Source organism: Dolichospermum heterosporum TAC447, assembly GCF_024584745.1.
Lineage (GTDB): Bacteria > Cyanobacteriota > Cyanobacteriia > Cyanobacteriales > Nostocaceae > Dolichospermum > Dolichospermum heterosporum.
Map to the genome: position 1 here is coordinate 4,252,628 of NZ_CP099464.1, position 16,770 is coordinate 4,269,397.

16 protein-coding genes and 1 pseudogene are annotated in these 16,770 nt (G+C 40.6%); 10 read left to right on the forward strand and 7 right to left on the reverse strand.

What is annotated here, in order from left to right; translation table 11 throughout:
- Window positions 1-262 precede the first annotated feature (262 nt).
- Window positions 263-460: a hypothetical protein gene (locus NG743_RS19135; RefSeq protein WP_027402281.1), complete on the reverse strand. Its 198-nt coding sequence runs from the start codon at window positions 458-460 to the stop codon at window positions 263-265.
- 834 nt (window positions 461-1,294) lie between these two features.
- Here NG743_RS19135 and sds point away from each other — a divergent pair.
- Window positions 1,295-2,266, forward strand: coding sequence for a solanesyl diphosphate synthase (gene sds, locus NG743_RS19140; protein ID WP_027402282.1), 972 nt, complete (start codon window positions 1,295-1,297; stop codon window positions 2,264-2,266).
- A 55-nt stretch (window positions 2,267-2,321) separates the two neighbouring features.
- On the opposite strand, the gene NG743_RS19145 is transcribed toward sds, so the two are convergent.
- Window positions 2,322-2,510 carry a hypothetical protein gene (locus NG743_RS19145; protein WP_306459806.1) on the reverse strand — a complete coding sequence of 63 codons (189 nt, stop codon included), beginning with the start codon at window positions 2,508-2,510 and terminating at the stop codon, window positions 2,322-2,324.
- 53 nt (window positions 2,511-2,563) lie between these two features.
- Here NG743_RS19145 and NG743_RS19150 point away from each other — a divergent pair, with 53 nt between their 5' ends.
- The 3 genes and pseudogenes from NG743_RS19150 (at window position 2,564) to NG743_RS19160 (ending at window position 5,867) form a co-directional block, all read left to right on the forward strand.
- On the forward strand, window positions 2,564-3,388 hold the full coding sequence (locus NG743_RS19150) for an RNA-guided endonuclease InsQ/TnpB family protein (protein ID WP_257120556.1): 825 nt from the start codon (window positions 2,564-2,566) through the stop codon (window positions 3,386-3,388).
- A gap of 535 nt (window positions 3,389-3,923) precedes the next feature.
- Window positions 3,924-5,470, forward strand: a pseudogene (locus NG743_RS19155) (group II intron reverse transcriptase/maturase).
- Window positions 5,471-5,582: 112 nt separating this feature from the next.
- On the forward strand, window positions 5,583-5,867 hold the full coding sequence (locus NG743_RS19160; RefSeq protein WP_233455509.1) for an RNA-guided endonuclease InsQ/TnpB family protein: 285 nt from the start codon (window positions 5,583-5,585) through the stop codon (window positions 5,865-5,867).
- 350 nt (window positions 5,868-6,217) lie between these two features.
- Here NG743_RS19160 and NG743_RS19165 read toward each other — a convergent pair whose 3' ends face one another.
- On the reverse strand, window positions 6,218-6,691 hold the full coding sequence (locus NG743_RS19165) for a hypothetical protein (RefSeq protein WP_190382355.1): 474 nt from the start codon (window positions 6,689-6,691) through the stop codon (window positions 6,218-6,220).
- Window positions 6,692-6,903: 212 nt separating this feature from the next.
- Between NG743_RS19165 and hetZ the strand changes: the two genes are divergently transcribed.
- The 5 genes from hetZ to gmk all read left to right on the forward strand — a co-directional run bounded on the left by hetZ (window position 6,904) and on the right by gmk (window position 13,541).
- On the forward strand, window positions 6,904-8,091 hold the full coding sequence (gene hetZ, locus NG743_RS19170) for a heterocyst differentiation protein HetZ (protein WP_027402284.1): 1,188 nt from the start codon (window positions 6,904-6,906) through the stop codon (window positions 8,089-8,091).
- Window positions 8,092-8,285: 194 nt separating this feature from the next.
- Complete coding sequence (locus NG743_RS19175) at window positions 8,286-9,062, forward strand: PatU (protein ID WP_236630516.1); 777 nt, start codon at window positions 8,286-8,288, stop codon at window positions 9,060-9,062.
- A 387-nt stretch (window positions 9,063-9,449) separates the two neighbouring features.
- Window positions 9,450-11,771: a transglutaminase TgpA family protein gene (locus NG743_RS19180; protein WP_027402286.1), complete on the forward strand. Its 2,322-nt coding sequence runs from the start codon at window positions 9,450-9,452 to the stop codon at window positions 11,769-11,771.
- Between the two features lie 640 nt (window positions 11,772-12,411).
- Window positions 12,412-12,678 carry an extracellular matrix/biofilm regulator RemA gene (gene remA, locus NG743_RS19185; protein WP_015080662.1) on the forward strand — a complete coding sequence of 89 codons (267 nt, stop codon included), beginning with the start codon at window positions 12,412-12,414 and terminating at the stop codon, window positions 12,676-12,678.
- Between the two features lie 266 nt (window positions 12,679-12,944).
- On the forward strand, window positions 12,945-13,541 hold the full coding sequence (gene gmk / locus NG743_RS19190) for a guanylate kinase (protein ID WP_193963070.1): 597 nt from the start codon (window positions 12,945-12,947) through the stop codon (window positions 13,539-13,541).
- Between the two features lie 239 nt (window positions 13,542-13,780).
- On the opposite strand, the gene NG743_RS19195 is transcribed toward gmk, so the two are convergent.
- Window positions 13,781-14,899, reverse strand: coding sequence for an RNA-guided endonuclease InsQ/TnpB family protein (locus NG743_RS19195; protein ID WP_257120691.1), 1,119 nt, complete (start codon window positions 14,897-14,899; stop codon window positions 13,781-13,783).
- A gap of 61 nt (window positions 14,900-14,960) precedes the next feature.
- Here NG743_RS19195 and NG743_RS19200 point away from each other — a divergent pair, with 61 nt between their 5' ends.
- Window positions 14,961-15,128: a hypothetical protein gene (locus tag NG743_RS19200; RefSeq protein ID WP_168465365.1), complete on the forward strand. Its 168-nt coding sequence runs from the start codon at window positions 14,961-14,963 to the stop codon at window positions 15,126-15,128.
- Between the two features lie 195 nt (window positions 15,129-15,323).
- Here NG743_RS19200 and NG743_RS19205 read toward each other — a convergent pair whose 3' ends face one another.
- From NG743_RS19205 to NG743_RS19215, 3 genes are all read right to left on the reverse strand, one after another.
- On the reverse strand, window positions 15,324-15,788 hold the full coding sequence (locus NG743_RS19205) for a photosystem I reaction center subunit XI (protein ID WP_027402288.1): 465 nt from the start codon (window positions 15,786-15,788) through the stop codon (window positions 15,324-15,326).
- A 166-nt stretch (window positions 15,789-15,954) separates the two neighbouring features.
- A complete protein-coding gene (psaJ, locus tag NG743_RS19210; protein WP_035081674.1) occupies window positions 15,955-16,101 on the reverse strand; it encodes a photosystem I reaction center subunit IX in 147 nt (48 codons plus the stop codon).
- Between the two features lie 39 nt (window positions 16,102-16,140).
- Entirely contained in the window at window positions 16,141-16,635 is a 495-nt protein-coding gene (locus NG743_RS19215; protein WP_027402289.1) for a photosystem I reaction center subunit III, read from the reverse strand.
- Between the last annotated feature and the right edge of the window lie 135 nt (window positions 16,636-16,770).

Genomic DNA, 16,770 nt, shown 5'->3' on the forward strand with positions numbered 1-16,770 from the left:
GGCGATAATCTTAGTGTTTATTTCCTGCTTCATCACGGTCTTAGAATGACTTCCAATCTTGTTTGCCCGCTCCACAGACAATCTCGGTAGAACTTACCGTTTCTGACCGTAGTTCCTAAAAAGAACCCCTACTACAACACGGAGTAAACAAACAACCCATTCTAAATCGTCAAAAAGCCTATGCTGTCTTCGTTTTGACTTCTGACTTCTGACTTCTGACTTCTGACTTCCGCCTTGCGGTACTGCTCCCTACAAGTTGCTTTCATTGACTATTGACAGCTTGAGTTACATTTGTAGTTAATTCCCGTTGCTGCTTATATTTATCCTGTCCAGAATCAGATCCGCTTTGAGAAATATTTCTTTTGCTTGCTCGCTTTGCTAAAGCCAATAACAAATATACACTAAACAAATAGCCAGCAGCTAAAGTAAATATCATCATAGGCATATTTCTGTAAATCATTGTTCCACCATCTTTAATTACTAGGGAATATAAAATTGCATACAGAGCCAGCAGAACTCAATTAATCAAGCACACCTTGATAAATGTAGTTAGCTATAGAAAACATTCCAGGCGAAAACTAATTTTCTCTGGTCAATCAATTTATTTTCTTTAATATCAACTTTCCCAGGCTATACATCCGACAGCAGCAAATTTGCTCGGCAGCAAACTCCAACCGCGCTTATCAGCAGTCTACCCAGCCTGTGTTATTGACCTCACACCAATTTAAATAAATGTACGCTACGACTCAACGTGCGCTGAATACGTTGAGTTAGTTCCATAACTGGAAAAGCACAATTCAACTCAAAAGGCATGGTTATTGCCTAGAATTTAGGGATTATTCCTATTTTCTCTTTGGCGACGAGTTATTTTATACTCACAACACTATCACGTAAAATCACTGAACGATGGTTTTACGCTGGAAGTGAATAATCTGAAAAACTTAATATCTCTAGGTATTAGCCTAACACAGCCAACCTGAATTTGAAGCTAATTTCTGGACTAAATTCAAAAATTTTTTATTGCTAACCGTCAACTTGAAGTTACTGTCAATGTGTGTTATTTTATTGACATCAAAGTTTTTGTTACTACGCAATTTATTAATTAACAAATTTAGCAAGAACTATTTAACCCTAAGATAGCCCCCGATTATAACACATTCATAATCTAATGTGTGAATAACGCAATAGATATTAAAAATCATCTTGCTGAAGGAAAACTTTGCGCTGACACTGGGTTATCTTAAAATTAAAGAATATGTAAACTTTCGTAACCTAAGTCAGAGTCCGCCCATCCATGACCCCAGCCACCTCCCTGTTTACCCCTGTGGAAGCAGACCTGCAAATACTAGCAGATAACCTTAAACAGCTAGTTGGAAATCGCCACCCCATTCTCTATGCCGCAGCCGAACATTTATTCGGTGCTGGGGGGAAGCGAATCAGACCTGCAATAGTGCTACTTATATCGCGGGCAACCATGCTTGAAGAAGATATTACCCCGCGTCACCGACGACTGGCAGAAATTACAGAAATGATTCACACAGCCAGTCTAGTCCATGATGATGTAGTAGATGAATCAAATGTTCGTCGTGGTGTACCGACTGTACATAGTTTGTTTGGTAATCGCATTGCTGTGCTTGCAGGGGATTTTCTCTTTGCACAATCGTCTTGGTATTTAGCAAATCTAAATAATTTGGATGTTGTTAAACTGCTTTCTGAAGTAATTATGGACTTAGCCGCTGGAGAAATCCAACAAGGGTTAAATCGTTTTGATGCTAGTCTTTCTACAGAAACGTACCTGCAAAAAAGCTATTACAAAACAGCCTCATTAATTGCCAACAGTTCTAAGGCTGCTGGATTAATTAGTGAAACATCCCTAGAAACTGCCGAACACTTGTACAGTTATGGTCGCCATCTAGGTCTTTCCTTTCAAATAGTAGATGATATTCTTGATTTCACCAGTTCAACAGACACCCTGGGTAAACCAGCGGGTTCTGACCTCAAAAGTGGCAACCTGACAGCACCAGTTTTATTTGCTTTAGAAGAAAAACCCTACTTAGAAGTCCTGATTGAACGAGAGTTTGCCCAGGAAGGGGATTTAGAGCAAGCACTGGCACTAGTCCATGATAGTAGAGGTATCCAAAGAGCGAGAGAATTAGCTGCTCACCATGCTACGTTAGCCACCGAGTCTATTGGTGTTTTAGAACCATCAGCATCACGTGAAGCACTGATGAATTTGACCGACTATGTACTAAGTCGGCTCTACTAAAAAAAAGTTAGGGGTAGAAACAGCTAGATAATTTCTACCCATAACTATCCTTATCTTACTGTTTGTCTAAGTCTTCAATAAGTTGATCAACAAAATCCCTTAACCGTTGCGGCCAGTCAGGGACGGTTTTAATTTTCTCCCTTTGCCCTTTCCGACCTTTAAAACAAATTGGTTGAGCGTCTAACTCAGCTTTGAGGATTTTTTTAGCACCAAGTTTATTATTTTTCTCAAATCTCATTGACATTAACCTTAATAGTTGGTATACTTACTACAATATAACATTGAAAGGTCGAATCAATGCTTTTATCATTCAAAACTGCACTAATTCCAAATAACCGACAGATTACAGCTTTTCGCAAGGCTTCTGGAGTAGCTAGACACGCCTATAACTGGGCAAATGCTCAAGTTATAGATATTTTAGCTACTCGCAAAGAAGGCGAAAAACTTAAATTACCATCAGCGATTGACTTGCATAAAAAGTTAGTCGCCGAGGTTAAATCTGAACACGCTTGGTATTACGAAGTTAACAAAAATGTCCCACAAAAGGCGTTAACTGACTTACGCCAAGCATGGGATAGGTGTTTTTCCAAAACATCGAAACAACCCCGATTCAAGAAAAAAGGACAGCACGATTCTTTTTATTTAGAGTCAGGGACTAAGGCGAAACCGTTAATTAAAAACGATGGTAAAAGAATTAAATTACCGTCAATCGGTTGGGTACGATTAGCCATACCTTTACCAATTACCGCAACTCATAACTGTGTAATTTCCCGACAAGCTGATAGATGGTTTATTTCTGTCAAGTACGAGATTGAAAAACCTCCTATACTTGCAGATAGACCGACCATCGGCGTTGACATTGGAATCAAAGAGTTAGCCGTTTGCAGTAATGGTGAAGTATTCGAGAATCCTAAAGCCTACCGCCGCATGAGTAAACGCATGAAACGCTTACAGCGTAGCGTTAGCCGAAAGGTGAAGGGGTCTAATAATCGCCAGAAAGCTGTAAGAAAATTGGCTAAATTACACGCCAAAGTTTCTAATATTCGCCAGGATTCCATACACAAATTAACCTACTATCTAGCTAAAAACCACAGCGTGATAAAGAGTGCGATTCGTTGTTAGTTGAATCACGGTAATCAGTCCGTACATAAACTAACCAACCTAACCCAATTAAGGAGAAAGGTTGAACTCTCGGTCTGATATGGGTGAAAGTCCCATCTACCAGACTCAGGTATGACTCCCTATCTGCCTACGATGACCCGACTCGATTTCGGGAGGTCGAAGCTAGGAACAGGACGCAATCAGACATCCGTTGTGGGGTGACACTTGGCGTTAATGGGGAGTTCCCACGGTGAAACAGAGCCTAGAAAAGCAACCTACACGCAAGCAGGACACAACTCAAAAACCTGACTTCACTGGAGCGAAATCCCGCCGCATCTTTTTTAAATAGCGGTCAGAGTCCAGGGAATCCAGTGGTTGAAATGGCTACACCTAACGGAACTATTAATCAACCGAGGGAACGAATAAAAACGGATTGAAGGTCTAGGGGCGGTCGAACCCCATAAGTAGGCTGGACGAGCAGCGGAATCCCTTCAATTCGGGTAGGACAGACCGTAATTGGTCTGAGGTGTTCAGAATACACAAATTGGAGCAGAGCATGATTGGACACAGAGAAAACTCTAGTGAATCTTGGAAGACGTTGCCCTGGAAGAAATTCCGCCGTAACCTATTCCGCCTACAAAGACGCGTGTATAAAGCGGTTCAAGTTGGAGATAAGCGGAAAGCGCAGTCACTACAGAAGCTGATTCTGAAATCAACCGCAGCAAGATTACTGGCTATTCGTCAAGTATCACAGCTAAACGCTGGGAAAAAGACCGCAGGAATTGATGGCAAAAAGTCCCTTACCTTTAAGGAACGCTTCGAGCTTAATGAACTGCTAAAAGCATCTGTTAGCAACTGGAAACACCAGGAACTAAGAGAAATACCAATCCCCAAAAAGGACGGTACTATGAGGATGCTGAAAATCCCCACTATTGCAGACAGAGCTTACCAATGCCTTGTCAAATACGCATTAGAACCAGCTTGCGCGTTGCAACTTTCCACGCCAGGAGCTATGGGTTTAGGACGGGTCGTTCAGCGCATGACGCACAGAAATACCTGTACAACAACCTATGCTCTACACGAAAAGGAATAGATAAACGAGTTATAGAACTCGATATCGAAAAATGCTTCGACAGGATAAACCACACCGCCATCATGGATAGACTCATCGCTCCTTATAGCATAAGACAGGGAATATTCCGCTGTCTCAAAGCCGGAGTTAACCCTCAATTCCCAGAACAGGGAACACCTCAAGGCGGGGTAGTAAGTCCACTATTAGCTAACATCGCCTTAAACGGCATCGAAAGTATCCACAGATATAAAGATGCCGGAAACAACGTAATAGAACCATCAGTCCGATATGCGGATGACATGGTGATAATACTTAGACCTCAAGACGATGCTACCGTTATACTTGACAAAATCAGTCAGTTCTTAGCAGAGCGGGGAATGAAAGTCAGTGAGAAAAAGACCAAGCTAACCGCCGCGACAGGTGGGTTTGATTTCCTCGGCTGGCACTTTAAAGTCCAGAAAAACGGGAAGTTTAAATGCGTTCCATCAGTGGATAACTTCAAAGCTTTTCGCAAGAAAGTAAAACACATCGTCAACAACTCGAATTATGGTGCTATCACTAAGGCTGAGAAATTAGCCCCTGTAGTTAGAGGTTGGAGGAACTACCACCGCTTTTGTAAGATGAAAGGGTCACGCAACTCGTTATTCCACATTCAACACAGAGCTTACAGGGTATTCAACAAGGAAACCAAACAGAATCGCTACACTAGCAAGGAATTACTAGATAAAGCGTTTCCATCAGTTCCTTACTCCGAAAACAAATACATCAACGTTAAAGGTGAGAAATCACCCTATGACGGAGATTTGAGTTATTGGAGCGAGCGTAACAGCAAGCTCTATGACAACCATACCTCTAAAGCCCTCAAACGGCAAAGCCATAAATGTGGTCATTGTGGTTTAAAAATGCTCAGTGATGAGAAGGTACATTTACATCATATAGATGGAAACCATAAGAATGGTAAACCTAAAAACCTTCTAGCAATTCATGAAAGCTGCCACGATTATATTCATATCAGCAAAAGCGAAAGCTAAGAACATCGGAAGCTGGGTGCAGTGAAAGTTGCACGCCCAGATTTAACAGAGAGGGGCAGGGAATAATATCCCTCCTCGACTCTACCTAGAGGATTTGCACGTTAAGGCATTTTTGAAGAACCACAAATTAGCGGGTGCTATCGCCGATTGTGGGATGTATGAGTTCAAACGACAGTTAGAGTATAAAACCGAGAAGTTCGGGAGTGAATTAATCCTTGTGGATAGGTTCTTCCCCAGTTCTCAAATATGCTCTAACTGTGGGAATCATCGTCATAAAATGCCATTAAAAAACCGCGTTTATGTTTGTCCTGATTGTGGCTATAAAGCCGATAGGGACTTAAATGCAGCGCGGAACATTGACCGATGGTTTGCGGATATTTTTATCCCTGTAGCGTAGCGGTTCCTTTTAGGAACTACGGTCAGAAACGGTAAGTTCTACCGAGATTGTCTGTCGAGTGGAAAAACCTCTTAGAAGTCATTCTAAGACCACGATGAAGCAGAAAGTAAACACCAAAATTATCGCTGTCCAGATGTGTCTAGATTTTGGTAATTTTGGGTAAGTTTTATAGAACGGCGATTTAAGCAGGACTTACGCAACTGGAACATTGGTAGGGTGCGTCAGATATCAACAATCTGTTTATTTGCAGGATTTATACAGTCTGACGCACCCTACAACTACTAAGCAAAATTTAGGGCGATTTAAGATTTGGGATTGTGGATATTAAATTTCCTAAATCCCAAATTTAGTTAGGCAATATTGGGAGGAACTGTTTTTTGGGCTTTAAATTGCTGTAATTGTTGCTGGATCAGCTTTTCTAGCTCAGAACGCCGCACTTCTACAGTATTGGTTAAATTTCCTGGTGTTTCTATAAAAACTATGCTGTGTACTGGTTTCAGAGCTACCAATTGGAATAAAATTTGAGTAACATCCATGAGGGTTGGCAGCAAGTGAGGGTCACGCCCAGCATCTGAGATTAGGGAAACATCTTGTATGGTAGGGAAAGCGTAAATAACTTGCTTTTCTATTCCTGGATTTGCGCGATTGCTCAATGTAGTTAAAACCCAATCTTGCTCAGAATTTTGGAGAATAAAGTATTGGTAGTGGTTTAACTTTTGGGCAATGGCGACTAATACAGGGGCGATTGATACCATAATCTGTGGTGTCACGCCATCCTGGGGTGCATTGTCTATCAGCAATTGAATTTGTGCTTCTAAATCCATCATGATTTGTAAATGACTTTTGGATAATGGCTAAAACATGAGCAAGAAAATATCCCACTAAATTGGGATTCACAAGTTCAATCTGCTTATGCCACATATCCTCACTGTAAATTGGTTTGCGTTTGACTTGTACACAACAACCATGAAACTATTATCCAAAGTCTAACAAGTCGTGTCCAAAGTATGTTAGGGTCTTTTTGAGAACTGGGACTATGAATTCAACAGCAATCGCAACTAATCAGGGGAAAATTTCTATCAGCGTGGAGGTCATCTTTCAATTCCTATTTAGGGAACTTCAACAGTCAACTAAGGCTTCGGAGCAAAATTGTCACGATGTGTCGGTGAGAATTACTAACGAAGTTCTGCGGATTTGCAATGAAAGTAAACGCATTCAAAATTCCGGGTCTGTAGAAAGTTCAGCCATGAGCCTAGCTAAACATCGGTTACAACAGTGTATTCGATACTATCAGTTAGGTTCAAGTCGTGGAAGGGTAGAATTACACAGCACACTGAGTGCTATTGTTTATCGTTATATTAATCCCCCTCACAAGCAATTAAGCTATCAAGGGCGGTTGACTATCATTGAAGATTTTCTCCAGAGTTTTTATTTGGAGGCTTTAAATGCTTTTAGAAGGGAAAACCAATTAGCTCCGACCTATCGCCCCCAGACTCTTTTAGAATTGGGAGAATACATGGCATTTACCGAACGATATGGTAAACGTCGGATTCCACTCCCCGGAAGGCAGCAACAGCTAATTATTTTGCGAGCGCAAACTTTTTCCAAGCAACAGCCTTTAGAAACAAGTGTAGATATAGAACAGGCATCAGAGGGTGGTAGTGGTGAGTTTGACGGTTCTTGGGAAGAACCAGCTATCCATCAGTTACGCTCGGCTATGGCTATGCAGCCCGAACCAGAAGAAGATACCCTGCGTTCCGTTGTGATTACTGAGTTAATAGATTATTTAGAAGAAAAAGAACAATCTGACTGTATTGATTACTTTGCTTTGCGTCTTCAAGATTTATCAGCACCAGAGATTGAGTCAATTTTAGGTTTAACATCTCGGCAGCGTGATTACTTACAGCAACGGTTTAAATATCATTTAATTCGGTTTGCTCTTTTACATCGTTGGGAATTGGTTCATGAGTGGTTGGAAGTTTCTTTACCCACTAATTTGGGTTTAACTCCGATTCAATGGGAAACTTATCTGGCACAACTAGATGATAAACAAAAGTCTATCTTAGATTTGAAGCAGCAAGGAAAACCTGACGAGCAAATATCTAAGATATTAGGCTTGTCAATGGCACAATTACAGAAACGTTGGTTTAAGATTTTAGAACAAGCTTGGGAAATTCGGAATTCTTTAGTGTCCGGATCTAGTGCATCTACCCATGAATGGTGACTTGTGAATCTTCACAAAATGATCAACTTGCTTGGGTATTGAAAAATCATAACTTCAACACTTACGGGTATAGCTTGTTATAATGTGAGGAAATTGACGGGGTAGATATTCATTTCAAGATGGTAGCCAAATTATTGGTGAACTCAAATTGATAAGAAAAGCCCCAAACCTTTCAATTGGGAGAAATTCCTACTGTGCAAGAACGTTTTCAAGCTATTCTTAAGCGTCGGTTACAAGACCAAGTAGAAAAAAACCCGCCGTTGTTCCCCTGGGAAACACAATCAATGGAGTATCCCGACTGTGTAGAAGAACAATCTCTCGGTTTAGTTCCTGTTTGGGGGTGGACTGTCCACCAATCTAAGCTAAATTTGCCTATTCATTTGCCTGAAAAAGTTTTTTGGCAATTGCTGGAAAAATGTCAGGTGTTATTGACATCTTCTTTACCTCTGGGAGCTAAGTTAGTTCAGGTGGTAGAAAGTATGTTCCCTACAGATGCTCAAGCTATTAATGATTTGGCTGGGTTAGTCCTGAGAAGCTCTTATCGTTCTGCTGATACTTTGACAGCGACGGCTGATGTTGAGAGCGATTATTTTGATTTATTGCCACGTCAACAAATGGCTTTGTCTTTAATGGCAGCCAAGCAGTTGTTGGAAAATTTAACTTTGCCAATTTCATTGACTCAGCCACTGGTAGAGAAACAATGGCTCACTACGGTGGGGACTTTGAGTATTCGAGTAGAATTACGGAATTTAGGTGAATTCATGAAGTTGACGGTTCAGGGTGAATTACCTACGCCGGGGATTTTACAACTCCAGGGTAATGATACTCAAGAATTTGTGAAATCTGAGACTTCAGAAATACCAGTTATAGAGTTACAAATTGATAGAAATCAGCCAATTTATACTTTGGCAGTGGAGTTCCCTGAATTAGATCAACAGCCTTTGTTGCTGGCTATTCAGGTGAAAATCTAAGGTAATAAGTAGGTTGGCGTTGAAAATTATCGTTATAGCAAGGCAAGAGGCAAGAGTAAAGAAGTTTTCAGCGATTTTACGTTTCTTTACACAGTTTGGTTTTATTGTTTTCACCTACTTATTGCCTATCTAGGAGTTAGATGGGAGCAATGGCAACGAATGGATCATAATCTTGTTTAATTTCCTGGTTTTGAAACTTAGTTCTCTTTGCAATCAACAAGATCAATTCAATATTAAGGGCGTATCTAATTACCTTAGCTATGAGCGGGATACTTGTACTCTCAGGGAGTCTGAAGCTAGGATAGGGGGGAAGTTGAAAACGAGATGATAGTTTTCTGCCTAGTATGGTATCCGCAGCGTCTACATCATAGCTTTGCTTATTTGAAAATGTTTAATTTATCTAGGATTAATCGGTTTTGGCGTTTACCGTTAGGTAATCAGTGGCAACCAACTAGAGGAAAATCCCTAGTCAAAGAAGTGGAAGATTCGATTCCTTTGCGAGTGCTAGTGATGGTACTGGTAATTTTGGGGATTGTGGCTACGGATATTGCTGGTGAGACTCAATTTAGTTTATGGACTGTTCCACTGACTATGGCTGGAACCTGGTGGAGTTATTACCGTCGCCGTAGTTCCAATATTCCAATCCAGTTTTGTATTGCGATTGGAATGTTGTTGGCTTTGGGGGCTTTTTTTGGACGGTTTATTGGTAATTGGAATGATACTCGGTTAAGTTTGGCGGAGTTACTGATTCAATTGCAAGTATTACATAGCTTTGATACGCCTCGGCGGAAGGATTTGGGCTATTCGATTGTGATTGGGTTGATTTTGGTGGGTGTGGCGGCGACTTTGAGCCAAACTATGGCTTTTGCGCCTGTGTTGCTGTTGTTTTTGGCGATCGCTCTCCCCACTTTAGTTCTGGATTACCGTTCTCGTCTAGGGTTTAAGCCATCAACTTCGGAAAAATCTGCCAAAAAGAATAATCCTAATTTCAATTTTAAGGTTCTAATTTTAAATTTTTTGGTGATTCTGGCTTTGGGACTGGGGATTTTTGCTATTTTGCCTCGGTTTCCTGGTTATCAACTGAGGTCTTTTCCTGTAAGTGCGCCGCTGAAAGTCCCAGATAATTTTACAGGCAGGAGTATTATTAATCCCGGTTATGTCCGTGAAGGTAAGGGTAATGGTCAAGGTAGTGGTAATGATAGTGGTAGAGGCTCAGGAAAGGCTGGTGAACCAGGAAAATTAGATAATAATTTTTATTACGGTTTTAATAGCGAGATGAACCAAAATCTGCGGGGAGAGATGAAACCCAAGGTGGTGATGCGGGTGCGATCGCAAGCTGAAGGTTTTTGGCGCGTTCTAGCCTTTGACAATTACACAGGCAAAGGTTGGAATATTTCCCGTAATGATCAAGTTACCACTCTCAGACAATCACCTTGGACTGCCCGCATTTCTATTGATCCTCCACCATTCACGACTCTCACCAAAGAGGTGGTGCAAACTTACAATTTGGTGTCGGAATTGCCTAACCTGATTCCAGCGATGTCCTATCCCAAAGGTTTGTATTTTCCCACTCCAGCCATAGCCATTGATCAGGAAGATGGTTTACGTGCGCCAGTGCAGTTGTCAGAAGGGCTAACATATACAGTTGTTTCAGATGTTCCTTACCGCGATCGCTCTTTATTGGTTAAAGCCTCAACTAAATACCCAACTAATATTAAACAGTATTATCTGCAAATCCCGCCAAAAATTGCCGATAAAGTCCGAAAACAAACTGAAGAAGCATTGGCTAGTTATGATCAACAACGGGTTTCCCGTTCTCCAGGAACTAAAAGCCTAGATTCGGCTTACGAAAAAGCTCTTTATTTAGCCCAGTATGTCAAACAAAATTACACCCTACCCACCAATCCCTTGGACTTGCCTTATTTGGATGAAAAGGATGATTTAGTAGAAAGCTTTTTATTCAAAAATAAAGGTGGTTATCCCGACCATTTTTCCACTGTATTAACGATTATGCTACGTTCTGTAGGTATTCCATCACGGCTAGTGGCGGGATTCGCCCCAGGAGAATTTAATCCGTTTACGGGGATGTATGTTGTCCGTAATACAGATGCCTATGCGATGACAGAAGTTTATTTCCCCAAGTATGGCTGGTTTACCTTTGATCCAATTCCTGGACATCCTTTGATTCCCCCTTCTATCGAAGAAGATCAAACTTTTAGTGTGCTGCGTCAATTTTGGAATTGGATAGCTGGTTGGTTACCTTCACCAATTACAGCTATTTTAAATACTGTGTTTGGGACGATATTTAGCTGGTTGTTCCAAGGGGTAGCTTGGTTCTTCAGTTTATTTACTAAAGGTTGGTTAGGAATATTAACCGGCTTAATCCTGGGGACAATCGCCGCTTTCTTCGCTTGGCTGGGTTGGGGACAATGGCGGAAGTGGCTTAACTTGCGTTGGTTAAAGAAATTACCGCCTATGGAAAGACTGTACCAACAAATGCTACAACGGACTGCCAACAAGGGTTTAGGTAAGCATCCTAGTCAAACACCCCTAGAATATGCCCAGCTTGCATACCAACACCATTCCCCAGAAATAGCTGAGGTGATAGATGAAATCTGTCATGCTTATGTGAGTTGGCGTTATGGTGGACATACTCCCAACTACCAGCAATTACAACAAAAATGGCAAGCATTAAAGACTTCCAAATAAAAAATAAATAAGTTGGCGTTAAACAATAGACATCTCCGAAAAATATTGTAGAGACGTTCCATGGAACGTCTCTACAAGGGTTTCAAGTCACGCACATTTAATTCTCGGAGATGTCTAACGAATATATGTAACGAAATGTAAATTCAACAAATACCCTATAAATATCTTACTTCAGGGTTTTTACCCACATTTAGCATAAGTAAATATACTCAAAGTATTTTTAATGGCAGGTTAAGTAGTGAGACAGAATTAATTACACAATGTCATTGCGTTAGCGCAGCGTGGCGTTAGCCATATGGAACGAAGTTAAATGAGGCAATTCCCAGGGTTGTGATTGCTTCCCTTCCCTCGCAATGACTGTAAATATTTTTGTCCAATTACTTATTCTGTCTCCGATATGATTTTTTATCTTAGAACACCTGCTGAATGTGGGGTGCATAGGTTCTGTCCCTACAATTCTGCATATATCATAGGGAATATTTTTAGGAGATTTAGCGGATAATACAGCTAAAAAAAGCATTAATTATGAAAAAACTCTGGCTAACGTGGTTTAAATCGTTGTAACTACCATTCTTTAGCGATAACATGGGAATAAGTTTACTACAAGCTTTTCATTTTTCGTTTAGCTGAAATCTTTTTTATGGAAATTCAATTAATCAATATCGGTTTTGGTAATATCGTCTCTGCCAACAGAGTCGTTGCCATCGTTAGTCCAGAATCTGCTCCCATTAAACGGATTATTACCGACGCTAGGGATAGAGGTCAATTAGTTGATGCTACCTATGGAAGACGGACTAGGGCAGTGATTATTACTGATTCTAGTCATGTTATTCTCTCCGCGATTCAGCCAGAAACAGTAGCCAATCGGTTTGTCATTTCTCGTGATCATCATGTTGTAGATAATTAATCATCGGCATAATTATCAACCCAATTCTATTTGTACCATATCGGCTGTAGGATATGAATTAGACTGGATTTCTGTCACCAGTGCTACAAATTCTTTAGTCTTGATGCTATTTTAAAGAGTGAGGATGAGAAATACTGGCGCAAAAGCTTATACCATAGGTATTTAACCATCTCAAGTCCCAAGTTCAAAATGGTATTAGTTATTTTAGTCGCTAACACAAGACTAAGGAATCATTTGTATTTATTAATTCACTCTTTTCACGGATAATGCAAGTCTTACCTACCCATAATGGTGCAAATACGAAGGAATGTCTGCCTCTGGGCAAACTAATTGTTTTAACCGGTCCGAGTGGAGTCGGTAAAGGTACATTAATGAATGAAATTCTCCGGCGTTATCCAGAATTGCATTATTCAGTATCTGCAACGACTCGTTCTCCCCGTCCGGGAGAAATCAATGGTAAAAACTATCACTTTATTAGTCGGAGTCAGTTTGAACAGTTAGTTACTCAAGGCGAATTTTTAGAATGGGCAGAATTTGCTGGTAACTTTTATGGTACGCCCCGTGAGGCTGTGCTGAATCACGTTCAAGCTGGTAAGTTGGTGGTGCTAGAAATTGAGTTAGCAGGAGCAAGACAAATTCGTCATACTTTTCCTAGTGCTCTCAGTATTTTTATTTTACCACCTTCATTTACAGAATTAGAAAAGCGGATACGCGGGCGCGGACAAGACGCGGAAGATGCTATTTCTCGTCGTCTGCAACGTGCTGAAGAGGAAATTGCCGCTGCTAACGAATTTGATATAAAAATTATCAATGATGATTTTGAGCAAGCTGTAAAGGAAATAGAGAAGGCGATTTTTGAATAAATATCTGGTAATGGGTAATTGGTAATTGGTAATGGGTAATTGGTAATTGGGAAACAAATTCTCCGTTCTATAAAACTTACCCAAAATTACCAAAGTCTAGACACATCTGGACAGCGATAATCTTAGTGTTTATTTCCTGCTTCATCGTGGTCTTAGAATGACTTCTAAGAGGTTTTTCCACTCGACAGACAATCTCGGTAGAACTTACCGTTTCTGACCGTAGTTCCTAAAAAGAACCGCTACGCTACAGGGATAAAAATATCCACAAACCATCGGTCAATATTCTTAGCTGCGTTGAGGTCACGATCCTCTCTATGTCCACAATCAGGACAAACATAAACGCGGCTTTTTAATGGCATTTTATGACGATGATTACCGCAGTTAGAGCATATTTGCGAACTAGGAAAGAATCTATCTACAAGGATTAATTCACTGCCAAACTTCTCAGTTTTGTACTCTAATTGCCTTTGAAATTCATACATCCCACAATCTGCAATTGCACCTGCTAATTTGTGGTTCTTCAAAAATGCCTTAACGTGCAAATCTTCTATCTTAATTATGCTGTGGTTTTTAGCTAGATAGTAGGTTAATTTGTGAATAGAATCCTTGCGAATATTAGAAACTTTGGCGTGTAATTTAGCTAATTTTCTCACAGCTTTTTTACGGTTATTAGAGCCTTTAATTTTCCTGCTCACACTACGCTGTAAACGTTTCATGCGTTTACTCATCCGGCGGTAGGCTTTGGGGTTTTTGAATACTTCACCATTACTGCAAACTGCTAATTCTTTGATACCAATGTCAACGCCAATGGTCGGTCTGTCTGCAAGTATAGGAGGTTTTTCAACTTCGTATTTAACAGAAATAAACCATTTATCAGCTTGTCGGGAAATTACACAGTTATGAGTTGCGGTAATTGGTAAAGGTATGGCTAATCGTACCCAACCGATTGACGGTAATTTAATTCTTTTACCATCGTTTTTAATTAACGGTTTCGCCTTAGTCCCTGACTCTAAATAAAAAGAATCGTGCTGTCCTTTTTTCTTGAATCGGGGTTGTTTCGATGTTTTGGAAAAACACCTATCCCATGCTTGGCGTAAGTCAGTTAACGCCTTTTGTGGGACATTTTTGTTAACTTCGTAATACCAAGCGTGTTCAGATTTAACCTCGGCGACTAACTTTTTATGCAAGTCAATCGCTGAGGGTAATTTAAGTTTTTCGCCTTCTTTTTGAGCAGCTAAAATATCCTTGATTTGAGCATTTGCCCAGTTATAGGCGTGTCTAGCTACTCCAGATGCTTTACGAAAAGCTGTAACCTGTCCGTTATTTGGAATTAATGCGGTTTTGAATGATAAAAGCATTGATTCGACCTTCAATGTTGTGTTATGATATCTAGTATATCAGATATATTAAGATTTGGCAATGCCTCGGATTAAATTTAAGCCACAAAATCAAGTAGCCTCCGATAAATCACCCTTGCAATTTAAGGTTTTACCTGGAGTCAGGGAAAAAATTAAAACCGTCCCTGATTGGCAGCAACGGTTGAGGGATTTTGTTGATCAACTTCTTGAAGACTTGGACAAACAGTAATATATGGATAGTTATGGGTAGAAATTATCAAGCTGCTTCTACCCCTATTCCCTGTTCCCTATTCCCTGTTCCCTGTTCCCTGTTCCCTGTTCCCTGTTCCCTGTTCCCTGTTCCCTGTTCCCTTGCCCCTATTCCCTCTTCCCTGAATGGGTAATAGCCCAAATTAGCAACTATTACCCATTACCAGTCATCAAATTAACCCAATAAACCTTGGATTAATCCAGAATTACCTGTCAAGAAGAACGCAACTACTGCGCCACCGATACCACCAATTAAGAAAGCGCTGGCAAAATTATTCCAGCTTTCCTTAGAGTTGAAAGCATCAATAGGAGGGTTAGGTACAGCAACACTAGCAAGTGCTTTATCAGGATTGCTGTTAGCGTACAAAGATAGGCAAGCTGTTAAAATTACAACCAAGCCAATACTGCCCAGTAACCCAGCTAAGTTAGCATTAGGGGCATTGCGTAAGGGACCTAACTTATCAAAAGGTCCAAATAACAAATAACCATGAGCCATACCAACTTCTAAACCACGTCTAAAAGGATTTAGACCGGGGCGATAAGCTGGTAAATTGCTAATAAACCACTTCACCAAAGGGGCGGAATTGATGGGGGTTTCTAGGTCGCCTTTTTGGGGGTCACGTCCTGCTGCTATTGCCATAACTATTGTTCGATTCCTTGAATCACTGTTGTTAGTTTTTTAAGGCATGAAACCCGTAAATTATAGTTAAGATTACGAGTTTCATGCATTATTTAAGATTGTTTATTGCTAAACAATCCAGAAGAGAAAGCTAATTTACTTAGCTTTTCCTAACCGTGTTTTCAACCTATAGGGGGTGGAAAAGTAGGTCGGGGAAGAAGCGGTTAAATTCAATCAAAATCCCGGCTGTGATTGTTAGCCAGATTGTAGCTGCAACGGGGGCAGTAGAGATGAATTTCAGCAAGTAGTTGGTTTCGTCGCCTTTTTCAGCCATGAATTTAGTCTCCAGAATGAGTAAGTGAAAACAAATGAATTAACGTGGCGAAACGGTAATTTCTGAATCCTTCGCTGTTAATTCGCCGGAGAGCAATTCTTTGATTGCTGCTGCTGGCCAAGCAAAACCGGAGGTGATGATAGGTAGGGCAAGACCCAAATCAATTTGGATTTCTTTTTGCTCCGCATTTGATTCTTTTTGGATTGCTTGGAGATAAGCACGGCCTACCCAGCCAATCCAACCGGCAATGTAGAGGAAGAGAATACTAGGGATTAAAAAATCACCAGCATGATCAAGACGGCCATCTACAATCAAGTGGGGATAACCTTCTGGTCCACAGAGTGCCTGAGAATAACGTTCAAACCGCTTTTTACCTGATTCGGGGTCAGAGGTGGTGTTACGGGCATTTAGTGCTAGCTCTTGAAAGGCGGGAGAGTCTTTACAAGGAACAAGATTTGCGCCTAGTGCTTTAGCTTCAGGAGCAAAATTGAACCAAAGAGTCATCACCAAAAGCAAAGCAAACAATCGTCTCATGGAGTTGTTTCCTTTTATTACAAAATGAGAAGTTTCTTGTACAAAACGAAGCGGCTTGTACAGTCTTTATTTTAGATAACTAGGAAGTCATCATACTCTTGGCTGGGGACTGAGTAAAGTTGAAGTCAATAAAAG

Coding starts and splice junctions, on each gene's coding strand:
- NG743_RS19205 (WP_027402288.1), bottom strand. CDS start 15,788: ATGGCAATAGCAGCAGGACGTGACCCCCAAAAAGGCGACCTAGAAACC.
- NG743_RS19165 (WP_190382355.1), bottom strand. CDS start 6,691: ATGGATTTAGAAGCACAAATTCAATTGCTGATAGACAATGCACCCCAG.
- NG743_RS19180 (WP_027402286.1), top strand. CDS start 9,450: ATGTTTAATTTATCTAGGATTAATCGGTTTTGGCGTTTACCGTTAGGT.
- psaJ (WP_035081674.1), bottom strand. CDS start 16,101: ATGGCTGAAAAAGGCGACGAAACCAACTACTTGCTGAAATTCATCTCT.
- NG743_RS19200 (WP_168465365.1), top strand. CDS start 14,961: ATGCCTCGGATTAAATTTAAGCCACAAAATCAAGTAGCCTCCGATAAA.
- sds (WP_027402282.1), top strand. CDS start 1,295: ATGACCCCAGCCACCTCCCTGTTTACCCCTGTGGAAGCAGACCTGCAA.
- NG743_RS19215 (WP_027402289.1), bottom strand. CDS start 16,635: ATGAGACGATTGTTTGCTTTGCTTTTGGTGATGACTCTTTGGTTCAAT.
- NG743_RS19150 (WP_257120556.1), top strand. CDS start 2,564: ATGCTTTTATCATTCAAAACTGCACTAATTCCAAATAACCGACAGATT.
- NG743_RS19145 (WP_306459806.1), bottom strand. CDS start 2,510: ATGTCAATGAGATTTGAGAAAAATAATAAACTTGGTGCTAAAAAAATC.
- remA (WP_015080662.1), top strand. CDS start 12,412: ATGGAAATTCAATTAATCAATATCGGTTTTGGTAATATCGTCTCTGCC.
- gmk (WP_193963070.1), top strand. CDS start 12,945: ATGCAAGTCTTACCTACCCATAATGGTGCAAATACGAAGGAATGTCTG.
- NG743_RS19135 (WP_027402281.1), bottom strand. CDS start 460: ATGATTTACAGAAATATGCCTATGATGATATTTACTTTAGCTGCTGGC.
- NG743_RS19195 (WP_257120691.1), bottom strand. CDS start 14,899: ATGCTTTTATCATTCAAAACCGCATTAATTCCAAATAACGGACAGGTT.
- hetZ (WP_027402284.1), top strand. CDS start 6,904: ATGAATTCAACAGCAATCGCAACTAATCAGGGGAAAATTTCTATCAGC.